General features: G+C 72.4%; 19 protein-coding genes and 2 pseudogenes. 9 read left to right on the plus strand and 12 right to left on the minus strand.

What is annotated here, in order from left to right:
* Positions 1–107 precede the first annotated feature (107 nt).
* Positions 108–716: a DUF1349 domain-containing protein gene (locus ACZ79I_RS08570; RefSeq protein WP_471495701.1), complete on the minus strand. Its 609-nt coding sequence runs from the start codon at positions 714–716 to the stop codon at positions 108–110.
* 69 nt (positions 717–785) lie between these two features.
* The gene (locus ACZ79I_RS08575) at positions 786–2,315 is read right to left on the minus strand and encodes an aldehyde dehydrogenase (NADP(+)) (RefSeq protein WP_471495703.1); all 1,530 of its coding nucleotides are present in this window, start codon (positions 2,313–2,315) and stop codon (positions 786–788) included.
* 131 nt (positions 2,316–2,446) lie between these two features.
* Here ACZ79I_RS08575 and ACZ79I_RS08580 point away from each other — a divergent pair, with 131 nt between their 5' ends.
* Together ACZ79I_RS08580 and ACZ79I_RS08585 are read left to right on the plus strand one after the other, a co-directional pair.
* Positions 2,447–3,220: an IclR family transcriptional regulator gene (locus ACZ79I_RS08580; RefSeq protein ID WP_471495705.1), complete on the plus strand. Its 774-nt coding sequence runs from the start codon at positions 2,447–2,449 to the stop codon at positions 3,218–3,220.
* Between the two features lies 1 nt (position 3,221).
* A complete protein-coding gene (locus ACZ79I_RS08585; RefSeq protein WP_471495707.1) occupies positions 3,222–3,695 on the plus strand; it encodes a GNAT family N-acetyltransferase in 474 nt (157 codons plus the stop codon).
* Between the two features lie 26 nt (positions 3,696–3,721).
* Here ACZ79I_RS08585 and ACZ79I_RS08590 read toward each other — a convergent pair whose 3' ends face one another.
* Positions 3,722–5,173, minus strand: a complete 1,452-nt coding sequence (locus tag ACZ79I_RS08590) for an NCS2 family permease (protein ID WP_471495709.1) — start codon at positions 5,171–5,173, stop codon at positions 3,722–3,724.
* 188 nt (positions 5,174–5,361) lie between these two features.
* Between ACZ79I_RS08590 and ACZ79I_RS08595 the strand changes: the two genes are divergently transcribed.
* From ACZ79I_RS08595 to ACZ79I_RS08605, 3 genes are all read left to right on the plus strand, one after another.
* A complete protein-coding gene (locus ACZ79I_RS08595; RefSeq protein ID WP_471495711.1) occupies positions 5,362–5,928 on the plus strand; it encodes a SigE family RNA polymerase sigma factor in 567 nt (188 codons plus the stop codon).
* Positions 5,925–6,782 carry a hypothetical protein gene (locus ACZ79I_RS08600; protein ID WP_471495713.1) on the plus strand — a complete coding sequence of 286 codons (858 nt, stop codon included), beginning with the start codon at positions 5,925–5,927 and terminating at the stop codon, positions 6,780–6,782. The genes ACZ79I_RS08595 and ACZ79I_RS08600 overlap by 4 nt, the downstream gene beginning before the upstream one ends.
* Positions 6,783–6,867: 85 nt before the next feature.
* The gene (locus tag ACZ79I_RS08605) at positions 6,868–7,698 is read left to right on the plus strand and encodes a pectate lyase (RefSeq protein ID WP_471495714.1); all 831 of its coding nucleotides are present in this window, start codon (positions 6,868–6,870) and stop codon (positions 7,696–7,698) included.
* Positions 7,699–7,790: 92 nt separating this feature from the next.
* On the opposite strand, the gene ACZ79I_RS08610 is transcribed toward ACZ79I_RS08605, so the two are convergent.
* The 3 genes and pseudogenes from ACZ79I_RS08610 to ACZ79I_RS08620 form a co-directional block, all read right to left on the minus strand.
* The gene (locus ACZ79I_RS08610; protein ID WP_471495716.1) at positions 7,791–8,588 is read right to left on the minus strand and encodes an HAD family acid phosphatase; all 798 of its coding nucleotides are present in this window, start codon (positions 8,586–8,588) and stop codon (positions 7,791–7,793) included.
* A 297-nt stretch (positions 8,589–8,885) separates the two neighbouring features.
* Positions 8,886–9,449, minus strand: a pseudogene (locus tag ACZ79I_RS08615) (pectate lyase family protein); the annotation flags it as partial.
* A 161-nt stretch (positions 9,450–9,610) separates the two neighbouring features.
* Positions 9,611–10,069, minus strand: a pseudogene (locus ACZ79I_RS08620) (RNA-guided endonuclease TnpB family protein); the annotation flags it as partial.
* A 7-nt stretch (positions 10,070–10,076) separates the two neighbouring features.
* Here ACZ79I_RS08620 and tnpA point away from each other — a divergent pair.
* On the plus strand, positions 10,077–10,505 hold the full coding sequence (tnpA, locus tag ACZ79I_RS08625) for an IS200/IS605 family transposase (protein WP_471495717.1): 429 nt from the start codon (positions 10,077–10,079) through the stop codon (positions 10,503–10,505).
* Between the two features lie 203 nt (positions 10,506–10,708).
* Here tnpA and araD read toward each other — a convergent pair whose 3' ends face one another.
* The 4 genes from araD to ACZ79I_RS08645 all read right to left on the minus strand — a co-directional run bounded on the left by araD (position 10,709) and on the right by ACZ79I_RS08645 (position 14,742).
* Positions 10,709–12,442: an L-arabinonate dehydratase gene (gene araD, locus ACZ79I_RS08630; RefSeq protein WP_471495719.1), complete on the minus strand. Its 1,734-nt coding sequence runs from the start codon at positions 12,440–12,442 to the stop codon at positions 10,709–10,711.
* The gene (locus ACZ79I_RS08635) at positions 12,439–13,347 is read right to left on the minus strand and encodes a dihydrodipicolinate synthase family protein (protein ID WP_471495721.1); all 909 of its coding nucleotides are present in this window, start codon (positions 13,345–13,347) and stop codon (positions 12,439–12,441) included. The genes araD and ACZ79I_RS08635 overlap by 4 nt, the downstream gene beginning before the upstream one ends.
* Positions 13,344–14,006 carry a GntR family transcriptional regulator gene (locus ACZ79I_RS08640; protein WP_471495723.1) on the minus strand — a complete coding sequence of 221 codons (663 nt, stop codon included), beginning with the start codon at positions 14,004–14,006 and terminating at the stop codon, positions 13,344–13,346. Before ACZ79I_RS08640 ends, ACZ79I_RS08635 begins: the two co-directional genes overlap by 4 nt.
* 148 nt (positions 14,007–14,154) lie before the next feature.
* Positions 14,155–14,742 carry a TIGR03086 family metal-binding protein gene (locus tag ACZ79I_RS08645; RefSeq protein WP_471495725.1) on the minus strand — a complete coding sequence of 196 codons (588 nt, stop codon included), beginning with the start codon at positions 14,740–14,742 and terminating at the stop codon, positions 14,155–14,157.
* 146 nt (positions 14,743–14,888) lie between these two features.
* Between ACZ79I_RS08645 and ACZ79I_RS08650 the strand changes: the two genes are divergently transcribed.
* Complete coding sequence (locus tag ACZ79I_RS08650; RefSeq protein ID WP_471495727.1) at positions 14,889–16,124, plus strand: MFS transporter; 1,236 nt, start codon at positions 14,889–14,891, stop codon at positions 16,122–16,124.
* On the opposite strand, the gene ACZ79I_RS08655 is transcribed toward ACZ79I_RS08650, so the two are convergent.
* Both ACZ79I_RS08655 and ACZ79I_RS08660 read right to left on the minus strand, forming a co-directional pair.
* On the minus strand, positions 16,058–17,224 hold the full coding sequence (locus ACZ79I_RS08655; protein ID WP_471495729.1) for a hypothetical protein: 1,167 nt from the start codon (positions 17,222–17,224) through the stop codon (positions 16,058–16,060). The genes ACZ79I_RS08650 and ACZ79I_RS08655 overlap by 67 nt on opposite strands.
* Entirely contained in the window at positions 17,221–18,162 is a 942-nt protein-coding gene (locus ACZ79I_RS08660; RefSeq protein WP_471495731.1) for a 5-dehydro-4-deoxyglucarate dehydratase, read from the minus strand. Before ACZ79I_RS08660 ends, ACZ79I_RS08655 begins: the two co-directional genes overlap by 4 nt.
* Positions 18,163–18,436: 274 nt before the next feature.
* Between ACZ79I_RS08660 and ACZ79I_RS08665 the strand changes: the two genes are divergently transcribed.
* A complete protein-coding gene (locus ACZ79I_RS08665) occupies positions 18,437–19,246 on the plus strand; it encodes an NAD-dependent epimerase/dehydratase family protein (RefSeq protein WP_471495732.1) in 810 nt (269 codons plus the stop codon).
* Positions 19,247–19,517: 271 nt separating this feature from the next.
* A complete protein-coding gene (locus tag ACZ79I_RS08670; protein ID WP_471495733.1) occupies positions 19,518–20,288 on the plus strand; it encodes a DeoR/GlpR family DNA-binding transcription regulator in 771 nt (256 codons plus the stop codon).
* Positions 20,289–20,293: the final 5 nt, after the last annotated feature.

The raw sequence follows: 20,293 nt of genomic DNA on the forward strand, positions 1-20,293 counted from the left end.
ACCTCCTCCGCCGAGTGCATGAACGTTCAAACGGTTGGGGTCGTTCCCCGTCGGGCGGCGAGGCCGCCGGGCCCGGACCTCAGGCGCGGCCTGGCTGCGCCGGCCCCTCACGCCCCGTCCCGCAGGCTCTCCGGCCAGGAGTCCCGGTACTCCAGGTGATCGAAGGTGACCACGCACCCCTCCCCCACGGGCGACTGCGTCATGAAGCCCACGAGCGCCGCCGAGGACGGGCCCTCGTCGGCCAGGGTGAACAGGCGGACGAACGTCCACCGCTTCCCGTCCCGCGACGCGTGGAACGCGAACGCCCGGCCCGTGCGGCTGACCCGGAGCCAGACCGAACTGCCGTCCACGGTGAAGGAGTTCGCGTCGTCGGAGTGTCCGCGCGTCACCACCGTGCAGACCGTCGGCACATCCGGCGAGTACTCCAGGCACAGCTTCGCCCACGCCCGTTCGCCGACGTGGACGTACAGCACCCCGGCGTCGAAGGCCGCGGCGAAGCCGACCGTGACCCGGGCCATCAGCTGGAAGTCGCCGGCCGGCGCCCCGAGCAGCCGGGGCGCGTCGCAGGCGGCGTCGAGCGACTCGCCGGTGGGCGGCACGAACCGGTCCTGCCGCGCGCCGGCCCATCCGGTGAGCACCCCGTCCTCGTACGACCAGTGCCCGTCGGGGCCGTATGTGCGGAGGAGGAAGGGGAGTTCGGGAAGTTCCACGTCCATCCCGTGAGTGTCTCAGGTCCGCTCCGCGGCCCGGCCCGGAGGCACGGACCACGGCTGCCGTGCGGAGCGCTACCGCTCCAGGGTGCCGTTGAACCGGCGGGGCAGCCCGAGCGGGTTGTCGTCGCGCAGTTCCGGCGGCAGCAGGGACTCGGGGACGTTCTGGTACGCGACGGGGCGCAGCCAGCGCTCGATGGCGGTGCCTCCGACGGAGGTGGACGTCGAGGTGGTCGCCGGGTACGGGCCGCCGTGGTGCTGGGCGGGGGCGACCGCGACGCCCGTCGGCCAGCCGTTGACGAGGACGCGCCCGGCGAGCGGGGTCAGCTCCGCGATGATCTCCGCCCCGCGGCCCTCACCGTCCGCCTCCTGCGCCGACAGGTGCACGGTCGCGGTGAGGTTGCCGGGCAGCCGGGAGAGCACGGCGTGCACCTCGACCTCGTCCTCGTACTGTGCGATCACGGTGACCGGGCCGAAGCACTCCTCCAGGAGGAGGTCGTAGGCGCCCTCGGCGGTCAGTCTCTTCGCCGGGACCGTCAGGAAGCCGGGGCTCACCGCGTGCTCGCTGCCCGCTCCCGGGGTCACCGGGGAGTCGACGTCCGGCAGTCCGGTGCGCTCGCCGATCCCGGCGACGAAGTTGTCGCGCATACGGTGGTCCAGCAGGACACCGGCGTCCACGCCGCTGACGGCCTCGGTCAGGGACTTCACGAACCGGTCGCCCGCGGCGCCCGCGGGGGCCAGGACCAGCCCCGGCTTGGTGCAGAACTGGCCGAGCCCCAGGGTCATCGAACCCGCCAGCCCGGCTCCGATCGCCTCGGCGCGCTCGGCGGCCGCGGCCTCGGTGATCACGACGGGATTGAGGGAGCCCAGTTCGCCGTGGAACGGGATCGGTACGGGCCGGGCGGCCGCCGCGTCGAAGAGGGCGCGGCCGCCGCGGATGGAACCGGTGAACCCGGCGGCCGCCACCAGCGGGTGCCCGACCAGGTCGACGCCCGCCGTGAAACCGTGGACGAGGCCGAGGACGCCCTCGGGGATGCCGTGCCCGGCGGCGGCCCGGCGCAGCACCCTGGCGACCAGCTCGGACAGTGCGGGGTGGTCCGGGTGGGCCTTGACGACGACCGGGCAGCCGGCCGCCAGGGCGCTCGCGGTGTCACCGCCGGCGACCGAGAAGGCGAAGGGGAAGTTGGACGCCGAGTAGACGGCGACGACACCGAGCGGGACCTTGAGGCGGCGCAGGTCCGGGATCGGCGGGATCGCGGTGTCGTCGGGGTGGTTGATGATCACGTCGAGGAACGCGCCCTCGTCGACGATGTCCGCGAAGGCCCGCAACTGGTAGCAGGTCCTGGCGAGTTCTCCGGTGAGGCGGACCGGGCCGAGCGCGGTCTCGGCGTCGGCCGCCTCGATGAGCCGGTCGCGGGCCGCCTCCAGTCCCTCGGCGGCGCTGCGCAGGAACGCCGAGCGGACCGTGCGGTCGGCGAGGGCGCCGCGCGCGGCGTGGGCCGCGTGGACGACGGCGTCCACCTCCTGGGCCGTGGCCTCCACCGCAACCTGTTCACGCTGCTTCCCGGTACGGGGGTCGACACTCCAGACTGGTGCTGTTGCCACCGCTGGTCCCTCCAGATATCTGCCGCAGTTCGTACCTCACCACCAGCCGTGTTCGATATACTGAACGCCGTCTCTGATGATGAATTCGCTGCTCGGAGACTATTTCCCGTCGAACGAAGGGGTCAAGGGCGATGTCGGCAGGCGAGACAGGCGGCGGGGCGCAGGTCAAGTCCGCGGTGCGGACCGTTGAACTGCTCGAGTACTTCGCGGGTCGCCCCGGTATGCATTCCCTGGCCGCCGTGCAGGAGGCGGTGGGGTACCCCAAGTCCAGCCTGTACATGCTGCTGCGCACGCTCGTCGAGCTGGGCTGGGTGGAGACGGACGCGACGGGCACGCGGTACGGCATCGGGGTGCGGGCGCTGCTCGTGGGCACGTCGTACATCGACGGCGACGAGGTGGTGGCGGTGGCCCGCCCGACGCTGGACCGGCTGTCGGACGACACGACGGAGACGATCCACCTCGCACGGCTCGACGGCACCAACGTGGTCTACCTCGCGACCCGTCAGTCGCAGCACTATCTGCGCCCCTTCACCCGCGTGGGCCGCCGGCTGCCCGCGCACTCCACGTCGCTGGGCAAGGCTCTGCTGAGCACGTACACCGACGAGCAGGTCCGCAAGATGCTGCCGGAGACGCTGCCGGCGCTGACGGAGCACACCATCACCGACCGGGAGAAGCTCATCGAGGAACTGCACCAGGTCCGTGAACAGGGCTTCGCCGTCGACCGCGAGGAGAACACGCTGGGTCTGCGCTGCTTCGGGGTCGCCATCCCGTACCGCACCCCGGCGCGCGACGCCATCAGCTGCTCGGTCCCGGTGGCCCGGCTGACCCCGGCGCACGAACAGATGATCACGGACGCCCTGTTCGACGCGCGGGACCGTCTCACCCTGGCGACCCGGAGGCTGTGACATGGAGATCGTGCTGCGCGAGGTCCACGACAGCGACCTGCCGGTCTTCTTCCGTCAGATGAGCGACCCCGTGGCGGTCCGTATGGCCGCCTTCGCCCCCGAGGACCCGGCCGACCGGCCGCGCTTCGACGCGCACTGGGCGCGGATCCGCGCCTCGTCCGGCGTCACCACCCGCACCGTGCTGGCGGACGGCGACGTGGCGGGCAGCGTGGCGGTCTTCGGCGAGCCGGGCGAACGCGAGGTCACGTACTGGATCGACCGCGCCTTGTGGGGGCGGGGCATCGCGACGGCCGCGCTGCGGGCCCTGCTGGAGCAGGTCCCGCAGCGCCCGCTCTACGCCCGGGCCGCCGCCGACAACGCTGCCTCGCGCCGGGTCCTGGCGAAGTGCGGCTTCGAGGAGACGGCCCGGGAGCGCGGCTTCGCGAACGCCCGCGGCGAGGAGATCGAGGAGGTCGTCCTCGTCCTGAGGGCCTGACCGGCCGGCCCGTGCCTCACCTCACCTCACCTCACTCCGAGGATCTGCTCCACCGGGTCGATCGCGAAGTAGACGAGGAACAGCGCCGACACGCCCCACAGCAGCCAGTGGACCTCCCTGGCCTTGCCGACGACCGTCTTGATGACGACGTACGACACGAATCCGGCGCCGATGCCGTCGGTGATCGAGTACGTGAACGGCATCGCCGCGATGGTGAGGAAGGCGGGGACGGCGATGTCGTACCTGTCCCAGTCGATGTGCTTGACGTGGGTCATCATCAGGAAGCCCACGGCGATCAGGGCGGGCGCCGCCGCCTGCAGCGGGACGATGGTCAGCAGCGGGGTGAGGAAGAGCGCGAGGCCGAAGAGGCCGCCGGTGACCAGGTTGGCGAACCCGGTGCGCGCGCCCTCGCCGACGCCGGCCGCGGACTCGATGTAGGCGGTGTTGGAGGAACCGGAGGCGACACCGCCGGCCACCGCGGCGGCGCCGTCGATGAACAGGACGCGGCCGATGCCCGGCACCTTGCCGTTCTCGTCGAGCAGTCCGGCCCTCGCGCTGATGCCGACGATGGTGCCCATGGCGTCGAAGAAGTCCGACAGGATGAGGGTGAAGACCAGCAGGACCACCGTGAGGGCGCCGGTCTCCCCGAAGGCGCCGAACAGGCTGAAGTGACCGACGAGTCCGAAGTCGGGTGTCGCCACGACCTCGTCGGGCACCTTCGGGGTGGTCAGGCCCCAGCTCTTGATGTCGGCGGCGGCGTCGATGACGATCGCGACGACCGTCATGGTCACGATGCTGATCAGGATCGCGCCCTTCACCTTGCGGGCGAGCAGCGCGACGGTCAGCAGCACCCCGAGGCAGAAGACCAGCACGGGCCAGCCCGTCAGCCGGCCGACCGCGCCCAGTTGCACCGGCACCGTGGTGTTCGCCGCGTCCGGGATGCGGCTGACGAACCCGGCGTCGACGAAGCCGATGAAGGCGATGAAGAGGCCGATGCCGACGCCGATGGCCTGTTTGAGCTGCTGCGGGATCGCGTTCATGATGGCCTCCCGCAGTCCGGTGAGGACCAGGACGCAGATGAGGACGCCCTCGATGACCACGAGGCCCATCGCGTCGGCCCAGCTCATCAGGGGCGCGATCTGGAAGGCGACGACGGCGTTGAGGCCGAGGCCGGCGGCGATGGCGAGCGGGAGGTTGCCGCCGACGCCCATGACGACGGTCATGACGCAGGCCACCAGGGCGGTGGCGGTGACCAGTTGGCCGGCGTCGAGCTGGTGGCCGAACTTGTCCTTGGCGCTGCCGAGGATGATCGGGTTCAGGACGAGGATGTAGGCCATCGTGAAGAACGTGGCGAGGCCGCCGCGTATCTCGCGGCCGAAGGTGGAGCCGCGTTCGGAGATCTTGAAGAACCGGTCGACGCCGTTCCCCGCGGGGAGTGCGGCGCTCGCCCTGTCGGCCGCCTGCTGTGTGTCGGGCATCGTGGAACTCCTCGTCGACGGTGGGACCGTGCCGAATGCTGGCTGGATTGTTCCCGCGATGAGCCCGTTTCAGGTTTTCACCGTGTTACGGAATCGGGTTCGGCCCGCCATACGACGTTCGATGACCTGTACGAGCGCTGCTACGCTTCCGGGACTCGTCCGGGAACCGCAGCGAGGAGAGGTCGCCCGTGGGCACTGTTGTCGACGACGCCGCCTCCGTGGAGTTCCGCGCCTTCTTCGAGCGACACCATGCCGAACTCGCCCGTCTCGCCCGGCTGCTGACCGGTGAGGCGGACGCCGCCGACGATCTCGCGGCGGACGCGCTGCTCGCCCTCTGGCACCGCTGGGACCGGGTGCGCGCCGCGGACCACCCGGTGGCGTACGCGCGCGGCGTGGTCGCCAATCTGGCCCGCACCCGGATCCGCAGCGCGGTGCGCGAGCGCCGGCGGATCGCCCTCTTCTGGTCGCAGCGCGACGAGAAGACCGAGAACCCGGACGTACCGGCGGTCGTCGACGTCCAGGAGGCGTTGCGCCGACTGCCGTTCCGCAAGCGGGCGTGCGTGGTGCTGCGGCACGCCTTCGACCTCTCCGAGCGGGACACGGCCCTCGCGCTGGGCATCTCGGTCGGTACGGTGAAGAGCCAGACGTCGAAAGGGATGGCCGAATTGCAGCGGCTGCTGGGCACCGACGAGGCCCCACAGCGCATGCACACGGCGGTGGTGCGCACGGGTGGAGCCGGAGGAAGGAACCGATGACCACGGGGAGGGACGTGCCCGACGAGCTGCGCGCAAGGCTGCACGAGGCGGCCGAGGCGCACGAGCCCGACCGTGCGCGCATCCTGGCCCGCGTCGAGCGCGGGATGGCCGCGAGCTCCCGCCCGATCCGCCGGGCGACGCGTCCGCCGCTGCTGGGCTGGGTACGGGTGTTGGGGGCCACCACCGCGGTCGCGGGTGTCCTCGCCGTGGGCGGCTACGCGGTCGCCTCGGCGGTGCAGGAGGACACTCCCCCGCAGCAGACGGTCACCGTCTCGCCGACCCCCGCGCCCTCCCCGGACGCGACGAGCCGGGCGCCGGTCCCGCCGGCCGGGCCGACGCCGAGCCGCAGCGCCTCCCCGGGCCCCCCGAAGCCCTCCGGCCCGGTGGCCCCGAAGGCCGACGTCACCGACACCGCCCGGCCGCCCGCGGTCGGCGCCCAGGACGGTCCGCTGTGGTCCGACGGTTCGGTGGACCCCCACAGCAACGACTTCTGGGCGCAGAGCAACGTGACCCTCAGGACCGACAAGCCCCTCACCGAGCTGACCGTCGAACTGAAGGTCGCCCAGACCGGCGGGGTGTCCTCGACGGGGGCCTGGCGGTCGCTGCCGGAGGGCGACTTCACGCTGACGGTCGACGAGAAGGACGGCTTCCTCGTCTACACCTGGGTGCTCCGGCAGGGCCGTACGGTCCCGGCGGGCGAGTGGGTGTTCGCGGGGCAGTACGACCACGCCCGCGGCGGCCGGGACGCCGCGGGAGACGGCTACACGGCGGCTGCCACCGCAGGTGGCACGCGGCTCGCGGTACGGGGCGACTTCGCCGCTCACGGCGGCGGCAGCACGAGCGGCGACTCGTAAGGGTTTTCCGGAGAAGCGGCAACCTCTTCCTCACCGGTGGCGACCAGGAGACGCAAGAAACTCCTCCCACTCAAGGAATCGGTACATGACTGCACCCGTTGAACCGCGCGTCCGCCACCGTCGCCGGGTCACCCGGCGACGGGCGGTGATCGGTGGAGCAGCCGCCCTCGCCCTGACCGGAGCGGCGATCGCCACGACGTCGCTGCTGTCCACCGCAGGCGCTGCCACCACCTGGCCCACGGCCACCGGCGGCAAGGCCGTGGCCTCGACGATCAAGGTGTCGGGCACCTACGACGGCAAGCTGAAGAAGTTCTCCGGCACCGGCGCCCTCGGCACGGGCGGACAGTCCGAGAACCAGGGCGCGATCTTCGAGCTGAAGGACGGTGCGGTCCTCAGGAACGTGATCATCGGCACCCCGGCCGCGGACGGCGTCCACTGCCTGGGCAGTTGCACGCTGCAGAACGTGTGGTGGCTGGATGTCGGCGAGGACGCGGCCAGCTTCAAGGGCAAGTCGGCGTCGGCGACGTACAAGGTGATCGGCGGCGGTGCCAGGAACGCCTCCGACAAGGTGCTCCAGTTCAACGGTGCCGGGACGCTGACCGTTTCCGGCTTCCAGGTCGAGGACTTCGGCAAGCTGGTCCGCTCCTGCGGCAACTGCCGGACGCAGTTCAAGCGCACGATCGTGGTCAGCGACATCGACGCGACCGCGCCCGGCAGGGTGCTCGTCGGCATCAACTCCAACTACGGCGACACCGTGACGCTTTCGAAGATCCGCATCCACGGCGACGCCAAGAAGAAGATCAAGCCGTGCGTGCGCTTCAAGGGCAACAACACCGGCAAGGAGCCCACGGTGCTGGGCAGCGGCCCGGACGGCACGAACTGCGTGTTCAAGGCGTCCGACATTCGCTACGAGTGACGGGCTCCCCCACCCGCCTCTGGGAACGCCGGCGGCACGCACCGCAGTGCGCCGACGCCGCCGGCGTCCTCCGTCATCGATCTGCCGACGGACTAGCTGACGAAGTACGTCGGGTTGGGGAGCTTGTACGTCTTGTCGGCGTAGCCCCCGTCGAGGTCCGAGTACTGGTCGCCGAAGTTGGCGATGATGTCGTACCCGAGGTCGTCCTCGATGTGCCGGCGGGTGGCGGACTTGTACTGGACGGTGGTGCAGGTCCAGGTGCCCGGCGTGGCGCACTCGTCCAGATAGGCCGGCGGGTCGGCCTTGTCCTTGAGGAACATGTGGCCTGCGTCGAGGTTCACGTCGGCGCCGATCTTCTTCAGGTTCTCCACGGCGGCGGAGCGCTGCGCCTCGCTCAGGCCCGAGTTGTAGAAGACCTCGACGCCCTTCTCCTCGGCGTACCGCACGAGTTCCGGGCTGCCGAAGACGGCCGGCCGGTCCGCCTTGTTGACGTAGTCGGCCCAGGTCGTCGGGTTGTAGGTGTAGTTGTAGCGCTTCTCGTAGTCGAGGCTGAGGAGCAGGGTGTCGTCGATGTCGAAGACGACGGCCGGTTTCTCGCCCCGGTGGTGCGCCTTGCGGGCCGCCCTGTCGATGTAGCGCCGGGCGGCGGCGTCGACACCCGCCAGGTCCTGGGCGTAGGGGCTGTCCGGCGACGCCTGGTACACGCCGTTGCCGTCGAGCGCGGTGCCGTAGTAGGTGTCGATGTCCTTGACCAGGAGCCCGATGTTGTAGGGCTCGTGGGTGGAGTTCGCCGTCGACTGACCGGCGGTGGCCGCGCCGGCGCCGTAGAGCGCACCGCCGGCGACGGCGCAGGCGGCGGCGAGGGCCGCGATGCGAAGTGGCTTATGCATGACAGGTTTTCTACGCGCGTCATGCCACGAGCGCGAGGCCCGTTGCCCGATCGATACCTTCCCGGCCGGCCACGGACCCGCGCACGGCCGTCCGGAGCGGCTCACGACGCCGCCGGCGACCGCGCCGCGCACGGCGGCGTCCAGTCGCCGGGCGGACGGGCGGACGGGCGGACGTACCGGCCGGACGCGGCCCCGCCGGGACGCGGCCCCGCCCGGGCGGGGCCGCGAGGCCGAGCGCCAGGGCGGCGCCGGCGCTCGCGGCGAGGGAGGCCCTGCGTCCCATGGTCGCGTTCATGGTCAGCAGACCTTTCCGGCGCCCGCGCCGTGGTCGACGATCCCCGGCACGGCCCGCGCCGGGTCCACCCCGGTGCGCAGGACCGGCGTCCAGCCGGCACCTGACCGGAGCGTCTCGCCCGGGATCTCCGCGTTGTGGACGGCGATCAGATCGGTGAGCGCGCCGTTGACGTAGTTGTCGTCGGCGGTGACCGGCGCCTCCTTCCACTTCTTCAGGACCTTCGCCGCGCTGGTCCCGTCCGGCAGCGTGAACGCGTTGTGCTCGGCTACCAGTTGGGACTCCGTGCCGATGCCGTAGCTGTAGGAGTGGCCGGAGCCGGCGACGAAGTGGTTGTTGTAGGAGTCGACCTGTCCGAAGCGCACCCGCGGGGCGCGCTCGACCAGGTTCGAGAACAGGTTGTGGTGGAAGGTGACCTTCAGATGGCCCCGGTCGACCGCCGCCGTGGCGGCGCTGTCGCTGTTGCCGATCAGGATCGTCTTGTCGTGGTCCGCGAACACGTTCCAGGACGCCGTCACGTAGTCCGCGCCCTTGACGATGTCCAGCTCGCCGTCGTGCTGTTGTTGAAGTGCTCTCCCGGCTGTAGCCGGGAGATTCCCTCCTACCTTGCGGTGGCGGGCTTGACGCGACGAGCGCGTCTGACGACTGCCCTTCCGGCAGCCGGGATGAGCGCGTGGCCCATCCGGTACAGGTGCAGGACGTTCCGGGCGGCGTTGTGGTCGGCGTTGCCCGACCATCCGCAGCGGACCCGGCCCACCTTGGGGATGTTGGCCATGCCCCAGCGGCGGTGCACGCGGACGATGTTCAGGTCCCGGCCCTGTGGGATGTCCACCGACATGACGGAGCGGATGCGGGATTTGAAGGCCGGCGCTTCCGCTCGTCCGTCCCAGCAGTTCCTCCACGCCTGGAAGTACGACTTCAGCACCGCCTGAGCGGCCTGGGCGGGAAGGGCGGCGAGCCAGTCGATGTCCTTGCGGGCATGGCGGATCGCGGCGTCCGCTGCGGCAAGCGTGCGCTTGTCCTTCGGCAGCATCGTCCACCAGTCATGCAGCAGGTTCCATGTGGTGCGGGCCGTGTGCGCCTGGCCGTCGATGAGCCGGACCTGCGCAGGGGTCAGCGCCAGCCGGGCACGATGCCCGAACTGCCGCTTCCGCCACACACGTTCCGTACTCACGTGATAACTATACATTTGGCTCATGTCGCCGCGATGGAACCCAAATCCCGACGTGCGCACCGGCCGTCACGTCGTCTACAACCTTCATGTCCACTTGGTGTTCGTCACCAAGTACCGGCGTGGCGCCTTCACCGACGCCATGCTGAACCGATGCGAGGAGATCATGCGGGAGGTGTGCGAGGACTTCGAGGCCGAGCTGAAGCAGTTCAACGGCGAGGACGACCACGTGCACCTGCTCGTCCACTACCCGCCCAAGGTCCAGCTCTCCAAACTGGTCAACTCCCTCAAGGGCGTCTCCGCCCGGCTGCTGCGCAAGGAATACGACGCCCACGTCCGCCGGTACCTGTGGGGCGGGCACTTCTGGTCCGGCTCGTACTTCGCTGGGAGCTGCGGCGGGGCACCGCTGACCGTCGTACGCCAGTACATCGAGGACCAGCAACGCCCCGTGTGACGGCCGCCGTGGACGCGGGTCACAGGTACGGGAGCCCGCGGGGCGTGGCGGAGGCACGGCGCCGCCGGGGTGGCGCGGGCGGTCTCGCCACGGCTGCGGCCTGGGCCATGACTGTTCTCCGTTCGCAGTGGGGCGGATACGGTCGGTGCAGGAAGCGCTTGCTCCGTACGCAGGGGCGGGCCCACGGGGCGGCGCGGTGCGCGTCACCCCGCGTACGGGTCGGGCACCTTCCCCGGCCGGGCCAGGAACTCGAAGTCGCAGCCGGTGTCCGCCTGGGTGATCTGTCCGTTGTAGAGCAGGCCGTAGCCGCGCTCGTGGCGCGCGGGCGGCGGTGTCCACTCCACCCGGCGGCGCTCCAGCTCCTCGTCGTCCACGTCGAGCCGGAGGGTGCGCGCCTCGACGTCGAGCGTGATGCCGTCGCCCGTCCGCACGAGCGCCAGCGGCCCGCCCACGTACGACTCCGGTGCCACGTGCAGGACGCAGGCGCCGTAACTCGTACCGCTCATACGGGCGTCGGAGATCCGCACCATGTCCCGTACGCCCTGCTTGAGGAGGTGGTCGGGGATGGGCAGCATTCCGTACTCCGGCATGCCCGGACCGCCCTTGGGCCCGGCGCCCCGCAGCACGAGCACGCTGTCCGCGGTGATGCCGAGGCCGGGGTCGTTGATCGTCCGCTGCATCGTGCGGTAGTCGTCGAAGACGACCGCGGGACCGCTGTGCCTGAGCAGCCGCGGCTCGGCGGCGATGTGCTTGATGACGGCGCCGTCGGGGCAGAGGTTGCCGCGCAGGACGGCGACCCCGCCCTCGCTCGCGACCGGGTTGTCACGGGGGCGGATGACGTCGTCGTCGTGGACCCGCGCGGAGGCGATCTGCTCGCGCAGGGTGTCGTACGAGACCGTCGGCCGGTCCAGGTGCAGCAGGTCCGGGATCCGGGAGAGGAAGCCGGGCAGACCGCCCGCGAAGTGGAAGTCCTCCATGAGGTACCGCTCGCCGCCGGGGCGGACGTTGGCGAGCACGGGGGTCGTGCGTGCGATGCGGTCGAAGTCGTCGAGCGTGAGGCGGACCCCGGCCCGCCCCGCCATGGCGATCAGATGGATGACGGCGTTGGTCGAGCCGCCGAGCCCGAGCACCGCCGTCACGGCGTCCTCGAACGCCTCACGGGTGAGGATGTCGCTCGGTCTGCGGTCCCGGTGGACGAGTTCGACGATCCGCAGGCCGGACGCGGCGGCCATGCGGTCGTGTCCGGAGTCGACGGCGGGGATGCTGGACGCGCCGGGGACGGTGATGCCGAGGGCCTCGGCGGCCGCGGTGAGCGTGGACGCCGTGCCCATGGTCATGCAGTGCCCGGGCGACCGGGCGAGCCCGCTCTCCAGCTCCGTCATCTCGCAGTCGCCGATGAGCCCGGCGCGCTTGTCGTCCCAGTACTTCCACATGTCGGTCCCGGAGCCGAGGACCTCGCCGCGCCAGTGGCCCGGCAGCATGGGCCCGGCGGGCACGAAGACGGCGGGCAGGTCGACGGAGGCGGCCCCCATCAGGAGCGCCGGCGTGGACTTGTCGCAGCCGCCCAGCAGCACCGCCCCGTCGACCGGGTACGAGCGCAGCAGCTCCTCGGTCTCCATGGAGAGCAGGTTGCGGTAGAGCATCGGCGTCGGCTTCTGGAACGTCTCGCTGAGGGTGGAGACCGGGAACTCCAGTGGGAAGCCGCCGGCCTGCCACACGCCCCGCTTCACCGCCTGGGCGCGGTCGCGGAGGTGGACGTGGCAGGGGTTGATGTCGGACCAGGTGTTGAGGATCGCGATGACGGGCTTGCCCAGGTGCTCCTCGGGGAGGTAGCCGAGCTGCCGGGTGCGGGCCCGGTGGCTGAAGGAGCGCAGCCCGTCGGTGCCGTACCACTGGTGGCTCCTGAGGTCCTCGGGGCGCTTGCGCGGGGCGTTCATGCGGCCCACCCGGCGGCGATCGCGGCGACCTCGGCGCGCTCTTCCTCGGGCAGCGGCTTGCTCGGCGGGCGCACGTCGCGGCGGCACAGGCCGAGCGAGGCGAGGGCCTCCTTGACGACGGTGACGTTGTTGGCGGAGCCGCTCGCGGCCCGCAGTTCCTCGAAGCGGCGGATCTGCTCCCACACCTTCATGGCGGCGGGATAGTCCCCGGAGCGAAGCGCTTCGATCATGTTCAGCGAGACGGCCGGGGCGACGTTCACGAGCCCGGAGGTGAAGCCGGTGGCGCCCGCCGAGAAGTAGGAGGGGGCGTACGGCTCGGCGAGGCCCGCCACCCACACGAAGCGTTCCAGGCCCGCGTCCCGCGCGAAGGCGGCGAACCGGGCGGCGTCCGGGACGGCGTACTTCACGCCGATGACGTTGGGGCAGTGGTCGGCGAGTTCGGCGAGGCGGGCGCCCGGCAGCTGCGCGTTGCGGATGTAGGGGACCACACCCAGTCCGGGCACGGCCTCGGCGATGGCCCGGTGGTAGTCGACCCAGCCGCCGGCCGAGACGTAGGGGTGGACGGGCTGATGGACCATCACCATGGGGGCGCCCAGGTCGCGGGCCTGCCGGGCCGAGGCGACGGCGGTGGGCACGTCGTGCCCCACACCGACGAGGATCGCGGCCCGCTCCCCCGCCTCCCCGATGGTCAGCTCGGTGACCAGGCGCCGCTCGTCGGGGGTGAGGGCGTAGAACTCACCGGTGTTGCCGTTGGGCGTCAGGGTCGTGATCCCGGCGTCGAGCAGCCGTCGCAGCAGGGCCCGGTGGGCGGCCCGGTCCACGGTGCCGTCCTCGGCGAACGGGGTCACCGGGATCGCCACCACACCGGCCAGGGCCGCCCGCAGGTCCTCGGACGTCGCGGTCATGCCCGGCCGTCCTCAGCCCGGTGCCCGGGCGCGGGAAAGGCCCGCTGCACGAACGAGGCGATGTGGGCGTGCAGGGCGCTCGCCGCGCCGTCGGCCTCGCCCTCCAGGGCGAGCCGCAGGATCTCCCGGTGCTCGGCGGCCTCCCGCTCCCAGGAGGGCTCGGCTGCCCAGGCGACGGCGGAGACGAGGGCGGCCTGGTCGCGCACCTCGTCGAGCATCCGGCCGAGCAGCGGGTTGCCGCACGGCAGGTACAGGGCGCGGTGGAACTCCCGGTTGGCGAGGGAGCGTTCGGCGGTGTCCGCGGCGGCGTCCGCCCGGCGCAGGGCGTCGCGCGCGGCGTCCAGCAGAGCCCCGCGCCGCACCGAGCGCCGCAGCGCCTCCGGCTCCAGGAGAAGCCGGACGTCGTAGACCTCGCGCGCCATGTCCGCGTCCACCATGCGCACCGTGACGCCCTTGTACTGGCTCATCACCACGAGTCCGGTCCCGGCGAGGGTCTTGAGCGCCTCGCGCACCGGCGTCTTCGACACCCCGAACTGTGCGGCGAGTTCGGTCTCCACCAGGGCCTGACCGGGCGTCAGCTGTCCGGTGAGGATGCGGTGTTTGATCCCCTCCAGCACGAACTGCGTGCGGGAGGGGATCGGTGTGGGCACAGAGGTCATGCGCACCTCTCGGATCTCGTGTATCGGATCTCACGTATCGCGTCTCATATATGACGTACGAAGTACGACGCGATGACGGTAGGAGCGCGCCTGTGTTTCGTCAACGCCTCCGGCAAAGGAAGTTGAGGTTGCCGGTACCGCCGGGGCCCTACGGTTTCCAGCCCGGGTCGCGCCCGCTCAGCCCCACCGCGCGGTCGAGGAGCGGGGCGTCCGCCGGGACCGGGACGACGGGACCGAAGGGCCCGTTCCCGCGGTTCGGGTCGTCGGCCGCCGCGAGCAGGAAGCCGTACGACACCTGCAGCGCGGCCGGGTCCGGCTCGTACTCCTGGCCGGTGGCCCGCGCGAGGTCCCAGCCGTGGATCACCAGCTCGTCGGCGGCGATGACGCCCGCGACCGCGCCGGGCAGGGTCACTCCGCCCGCGCGGGTGACGCCGGTCCAGGCCGCCGGGTCGCGCCAGGCCCCCACCGGCTCGTCGAGCAGCTCGGGCAGCTGCTCACGCCAGCCGGGCCCGATGTCGGCCGCGGCGACGTCCGGGCCGGTGTCCGTGGCCGGGCCCAGGTCCTTGCGCCCGGCGTCCCGGAACGCGGCGGCGAGCCCGAGCAGATGACCCAGCAGGGTGCGCACCGGGCACCCGGGGCAGGGCGTCACGTCCGCCGGCTGCTCGTCGCGCACCCCGGCCGCGAGCCGGGCGAGGACCCGTGACCGCGGTCCCAGGTCGAGTGCGGTGTCGGTCATCGCATCTCCTCCGGCATCGTCTCCCGAAGGGGACCGGCGGCGACCGCGGAACTCATCGCCGTGTGTCTGCGGGGAGGCGGGCCGGTGGCTGTCTAGGGCATCCGCCTCATCCCGGGGGCGGGGCCTTAGCACCACGATGACCGGGCATGACGACGACATGGACCGGGGCGCGCGTCCTGCGCGACCGCAACGCGGGGCTCTACCTGGCCGGGGTGCTGGTGTCCGGGCTGGGGACGTCGGCGCTGTGGCTGGCGGCCGGGGTATGGGTCAAGGAGCTCACGGGCTCGGACGGGCTGGCCGCGCTGTGCCTGCTCGCCATGTGGGCGCCGACCCTGATCGCGCCCGCGCTGGGCACGATCGCCGACCGCGTACGCCGCAAGCCGCTGCTGATCGCGGTGAACCTGGCCCTGGCGGCCCTCCTGCCCGTCCTCTGCGCCGTCGGCTCCCCGGACCGGCTGTGGCTGCTGTACGCGGTCCTGTTCCTGTACGGGGCGGCCGGCATCGTGCACGACGCGGCCGAGTCGGCGCTGATGGCCACCGCCGTCGACGGCTCGCTGCTCGGCGACGTCAACGGCCTGCGGATGACCGCCACCGAGGGCACGAAGCTCCTGGCCCCGCTGGCGGGGGCGGGCCTGTACACGGCGTACGGCGGCCCGGCCGTGGCACTCCTGGACGCGGCCACGTTCGTGATCGCCACCGCCCTGTACGCGGGTCTGCGGGTCCGTGAGACCAGGCCGGAGCCGCCCGCCGCCGGGTGGCGCGCGGGGACGGCCGAGGGCGCGCGTCATCTGTGGGCGCATCCGCGGCTGCGGCCCCTGGTCCTGGCGGGCGGCATCACGATGCTCGCCGCGGGAGTCAACGGCGCGATGGTCTACGCCGTCGTCGACGGCCTCGGGCACTCCCCCGCCTACGCCGGAGTGCTCGCCGCCGTCCAGGGCGCCGGGTCGGTGGCGGTCGGGGCGGTCTCGGGCTCCGCCCTGCGCCGCCTGGGCGAGCGCCGGTTCGCGGCGTGCGGCATCGCCCTCATGGCCGCCGCCGTGGCGCTGCGCGCGATCCCGTCCGATCCGGTGGTGCTCGTGTGCAGTGCCGCGATCGGCCTGGGGCTGCCCTGCGTGCTGGTCGCGGCGTACACCGCGGTGCAGCGGGAGACGCCGGGGCCACTGCTGGGCCGCGCGGCCGCCACGGCGGGCACGCTGCTGTACGCGCCGAACGCGATCGGTCTGGCCGTGGGCGCGGCCGTGGTGGAGGCGATCGGCCACCGGGTGGTCCTGGTGGTGGTGGGTCTGCTCCTGCCGGCGGCGGTGACCCCGCTGCTTCACCGGCCCACGAGGGCCTCCCGCACCGCCTCCAGGTCGCCGTCGGACGCCAACCCGACGTGGTAGAGCCGCAGTTCCGTGGCGCCGAGCGCGGCGGCGCCCTCCGCGTCCGCGGCCAGCGTCCCCGGGCTGCCGCCCATTCCGGAGACGACGCTGAAGTTGGCCGCGAGAACGGTCTCCCGCCGGGCGTGCCGTGCGAACGGCGTCAGCAGGCCCGCGCCGCCGGTGCAGGGCACCACCACTCCGTCGGCGACGGACAGGATGTGCCCGGGGTCGACGCCCGCGTTCGCCCCGCAGTGGTACGACACCGGATCCGCGTGCAGCAGGACCTGGAAGCCGTCGCCGGGCGCGGCCGCGCGGACCGCGGCCACCGCCGCCTCCTGGAGGGTGCGGGCGGTGCCGTCGCGCCAGGCGCGCGAGGCGGCCGCCGTGGAGCCGCCGAGCAGCTTCTCGACGCCCGGCCAGCCTCCGCCGGAGGGCGCGCCGCGCCACACCGGCTCCAGCGCGGCCCGTACCGCCGCCGCCAGCTCCCCGGCGTCCAGGCCCTGCTCCCCGTACCCCGGGCGGCAGCTCGCGCAGAAGCACAGCGACATGAGGTACTGCCCGGCGTCCCCGAGCGTCACCCCGCCCGTCTTGTCGTGGGCGTGCAGATGCGCGAGCCCGTACCAGCCGAGCGACTCCAGTTCGGTGCCGCGCGCGCCCGGCCGTACGGCCGCCTCGGCCGCGAGGTCCACGAGGTAGGCGCGCGTGGCGGGCTGCGCGATGCACGGCGCCCAGGGGTAGCGGTCGCCGTAGGCGTTGACCACGGAGGTCTGCGGATGTTCCTCGCCGAGGCGGGAGTTGTGCGCCAGCACCACCCAGCTGTGCACGTCGACGCCGGCGCCGGCGAGCGCCTCGGCGGCCTCGCCGAAGGCGTCGCCGGGGGCCCAGTCCCCGGCGGCGTGGGGGCGCAGGGCCCGGCCCTCCCAGCGCGGATCCGCCGGGTAGAGCACGGCCGCGTGGCGGGCCGTGACGACGCGGTGCCGGGGATGCCGGGGGGTCAGCGCGCGGGTGGAGTGGTAGGCGGACGCCAGCGTCACCTGGTGCACGCCGAGCGCGGCGATGCGGTCGGCCGCCTCCGGGTCCCCGTTGACGTCCCAGGGGTAGAGGAACGCCGAGGCCCTCACATGCCCTCCCGCAGCAGCGTCTGTCCGCGGTCGATGAGCCGGGCGAGCTGTGTGACGTGGTCCTCGGCCGGCTCGTGCAGCGGCGGACGCACCTCGCCGACGTCGAGGCCGCGCAGCCGGACGCCCGCCTTGACGAGGGAGACCGCGTAGCCGCGGCCCTGGTCGCGCAGTTCGACGAACGGGCGGTAGAAGCCGTCGAGGAGCCGGTGGACGGTGGTGTCGTCGCCGGAGGCCAGCGCCTTGTGGAAGGCGAGGGCGATCTCGGGGGCGAAGCAGAACACGGCGGACGAGTACAGCGTGATGCCGATGCCGCGGTAGGCGAGCTGGGTCTGCTCGGCGGTCGGCAGCCCGTTGAAGTAGAGGAACTCGCCCTGGACCTCGGTGCGTACGGTGCTCACGATCCGCTGCATCAGGTCCAGGTCGCCGAGCCCGTCCTTGAAGCCGATGACGCCGTCCGTGCGGGCCAGTGCGGCCACCGTGCCGGGGGTGAACACGGCGTTGTCGCGCTGGTAGACGACGATCGGCAGCGAGGTCGCCGCGGCCAGCTCCCGGTAGTGCCGCAGCAGCCCCTGCTGTCCCGCGACGACCAGGTAGGGCGGCATGGCCAGCAGCCCGTCGGCCCCGGCGTCCCGCGCGAGATGCGCGTAGCGCACGGCGAGCGCGGTCCCGTACCCGGTGCCCGCCACGACCGGCACCCGTCCGTCCGCGGCCTCGACGGCCGTCCGGACGCACGCCTGGAACTCCTCGGGCGTGAGCGCGTGGAACTCGCCGGTGCCGCAGCACGCGAAGACGGCGGCGGCTCCCGCCTCGACGCCCGTGCGCACATGCGCCCGGTAGACGTCGAGGGCGACCGGGCCGCCGGGCGCGTAGGCGGTGACGGGGAAGAACAGCGGCCCGCTGGGGATGCTGAGTCGAGCGGCGAGAGTGGCTGACGTCACGGGCTCTCCCTTGAACAGGCGCTCAGATGCGCACCGGTCCGCCGGCCCTCACCACCAGTGCACGTTTCTGATCCACGTCCATATTTCTGAACACGCCCACGCTAAGCGGCACCCTGGGGGCAGTCAAGCGGCCACACGCGCGGGACAACGGGTGAACACGCCCCGAACACGCCGAGGCCGCCCCCCACTTGACGGGCCGTGCGGACGCTTTTTAACGTGTCCATGAATGTGAATGCTGTACACGAATGCGGCCGTTGACTCAAGGAGACCGCGGATGCCCGCTCCCCGTACCGTTCTGCTGACCGGCGCCGCCGGAGGGCTCGGCACCCTGATGCGGGGACTGCTGCCCGGGTACGGCCACACCCTGCGACTGCTGGACCTCAGGCCGATCGAGGGCGAACCGGAGGCGATCACCGCGGACCTCGCCGACAGGGAGGCCCTGCGCGAGGCCGTGCACGGCGTCGACGCGATCCTCCACCTGGCGGGCATCTCCCTGGAGTCCACGTTCGACAAGATCCTCAAGGCGAACATCGAGGGCACCTACAACCTGTACGAGGCCGCTCGCGAGGAGGGCGTGCGCCGGATCGTGTTCGCCTCCTCCAACCACGCCGTCGGCTACACCCCGCGCCCCCAGGGCGACGACCCGCTGATCCCGGTCGACACCCCGCGCCGCCCGGACACCTTCTACGGCTTGTCGAAGTGCTTCGGCGAGGACCTCGCCCAGCTCTACTGGGACAAGCACGGCCTGGAGACGGTCTCCGTGCGCATCGGCTCCTGCTTCCCCGAGCCGACCAGCGTGCGCATGCTCTCCCTCTGGATGAGCCCCGCGGACGGCGCCCGTCTCTTCCACGCGGCCCTGACCGCCGAGAACGTCGGCCACACCGTCGTCTACGGCTCCTCCGCCAACACCCGCCTGTGGTGGAACCTGACCGAGGCCCGGGCGCTCGGCTACGAACCGCGGGACGACTCCGAGCCCTACGCCGGCAAGCTCCTCGCCGAGCAGGGCGGCCTCCGGCCGGACAACCCGGCCCACGCGCGCCTGGGCGGCCACTTCGTCACGGACCCGCCGATCTGGCCGCACTGACGCGGACATTCCGGCACAAGCGGGCGGGCGGGCACCGAACGGGCCCGCCCGCCGCCGCATTCGGGCATCCGCGGTGCCCGATCCCACCCCCCGGCCCGCAGCCCCGCAGGTCCGAGGCGGGCACCACCCGGGCCGAACGGGCACATACGGGCACCATCGGGCCTGCAACAGACCTGGTCACCGCCGCGCACCCGCTGTACAACTTCCCCCATGGGCCCCACCGGGCCCGAACGGGCAGCACGCACAGCACACAGGGAAGGCGGTGCCGGCCATGGCCGCGAGCACGGCGGAGGAGCGCCAGCGGAACATCGTGCGGGCCGCCCGCCGCACCGGCTCGGTCGACGTCACCACGCTCGCCGCCGAACTGGGCGTCGCCAAGGAGACCGTGCGACGCGATCTGCGCGCCCTGGAGGACCACGGGCTCATCCGCCGTACGCACGGCGGCGCCTACCCCGTGGAGAGCGCGGGCTTCGAGACGACCCTCGCCTTCCGCGCCACCAGCCACGTACCCGAGAAGCGCCGGATCGCCACCGCCGCCGCCGAACTGCTCGGGGACGCCGAGACCGTCTTCGTGGACGAGGGGTTCACCCCGCAGCTCATCGCCGAGGCGCTGCCCCGGGACCGGCCGCTGACCGTGGTCACCGCGTCCCTGGCCACCGCGGGCGCGCTCGCCGAGGCCGAGAACACGACGGTCCTGCTGCTGGGCGGACGGCTGCGGCCCGGCACGCTCGCCACCGTCGACCACTGGACGACGAAGATGCTGGCCGGGTTCGTCCTCGACCTGGCCTACATCGGCGCCAACGGCATCTCCCGCGAACACGGGCTGACCACGCCCGACCCGGCGGTCAGCGAGGTCAAGGCCCAGGCGCTCCGTGCGGCGCGCCGCACGGTCTTCGCGGGCGTGCACACCAAGTTCGGGGCGGTGAGCTTCTGCCGGTTCGCCGAGATCGGCGACCTGGAGGCCATCGTCACCAGCACCCTGCTGCCGGCCTCCGAGGCCCACCGCTACGCGCTACTGGGGCCGCAGGTCATCAGGGTCTGACACCG

This window comes from Streptomyces sp. PSU-S4-23, assembly GCF_055632315.1.

What these genes read in the sequence shown, in the direction of transcription:
- araD (WP_471495719.1), bottom strand. Translation starts at nt 12,442, where the DNA reads ATGAACGCCCCGCGCAAGCGCCCCGAGGACCTCAGGAGCCACCAGTGG.
- ACZ79I_RS08640 (WP_471495723.1), bottom strand. Translation starts at nt 14,006, where the DNA reads ATGACCTCTGTGCCCACACCGATCCCCTCCCGCACGCAGTTCGTGCTG.
- ACZ79I_RS08570 (WP_471495701.1), bottom strand. Translation starts at nt 716, where the DNA reads ATGGACGTGGAACTTCCCGAACTCCCCTTCCTCCTCCGCACATACGGC.
- ACZ79I_RS08645 (WP_471495725.1), bottom strand. Translation starts at nt 14,742, where the DNA reads ATGACCGACACCGCACTCGACCTGGGACCGCGGTCACGGGTCCTCGCC.
- ACZ79I_RS08635 (WP_471495721.1), bottom strand. Translation starts at nt 13,347, where the DNA reads ATGACCGCGACGTCCGAGGACCTGCGGGCGGCCCTGGCCGGTGTGGTG.
- ACZ79I_RS08590 (WP_471495709.1), bottom strand. Translation starts at nt 5,173, where the DNA reads ATGCCCGACACACAGCAGGCGGCCGACAGGGCGAGCGCCGCACTCCCC.
- ACZ79I_RS08600 (WP_471495713.1), top strand. Translation starts at nt 5,925, where the DNA reads ATGACCACGGGGAGGGACGTGCCCGACGAGCTGCGCGCAAGGCTGCAC.
- ACZ79I_RS08610 (WP_471495716.1), bottom strand. Translation starts at nt 8,588, where the DNA reads ATGCATAAGCCACTTCGCATCGCGGCCCTCGCCGCCGCCTGCGCCGTC.
- ACZ79I_RS08580 (WP_471495705.1), top strand. Translation starts at nt 2,447, where the DNA reads ATGTCGGCAGGCGAGACAGGCGGCGGGGCGCAGGTCAAGTCCGCGGTG.
- tnpA (WP_471495717.1), top strand. Translation starts at nt 10,077, where the DNA reads ATGTCGCCGCGATGGAACCCAAATCCCGACGTGCGCACCGGCCGTCAC.
- ACZ79I_RS08585 (WP_471495707.1), top strand. Translation starts at nt 3,222, where the DNA reads ATGGAGATCGTGCTGCGCGAGGTCCACGACAGCGACCTGCCGGTCTTC.
- ACZ79I_RS08650 (WP_471495727.1), top strand. Translation starts at nt 14,889, where the DNA reads ATGACGACGACATGGACCGGGGCGCGCGTCCTGCGCGACCGCAACGCG.
- ACZ79I_RS08665 (WP_471495732.1), top strand. Translation starts at nt 18,437, where the DNA reads ATGCCCGCTCCCCGTACCGTTCTGCTGACCGGCGCCGCCGGAGGGCTC.
- ACZ79I_RS08670 (WP_471495733.1), top strand. Translation starts at nt 19,518, where the DNA reads ATGGCCGCGAGCACGGCGGAGGAGCGCCAGCGGAACATCGTGCGGGCC.
- ACZ79I_RS08605 (WP_471495714.1), top strand. Translation starts at nt 6,868, where the DNA reads ATGACTGCACCCGTTGAACCGCGCGTCCGCCACCGTCGCCGGGTCACC.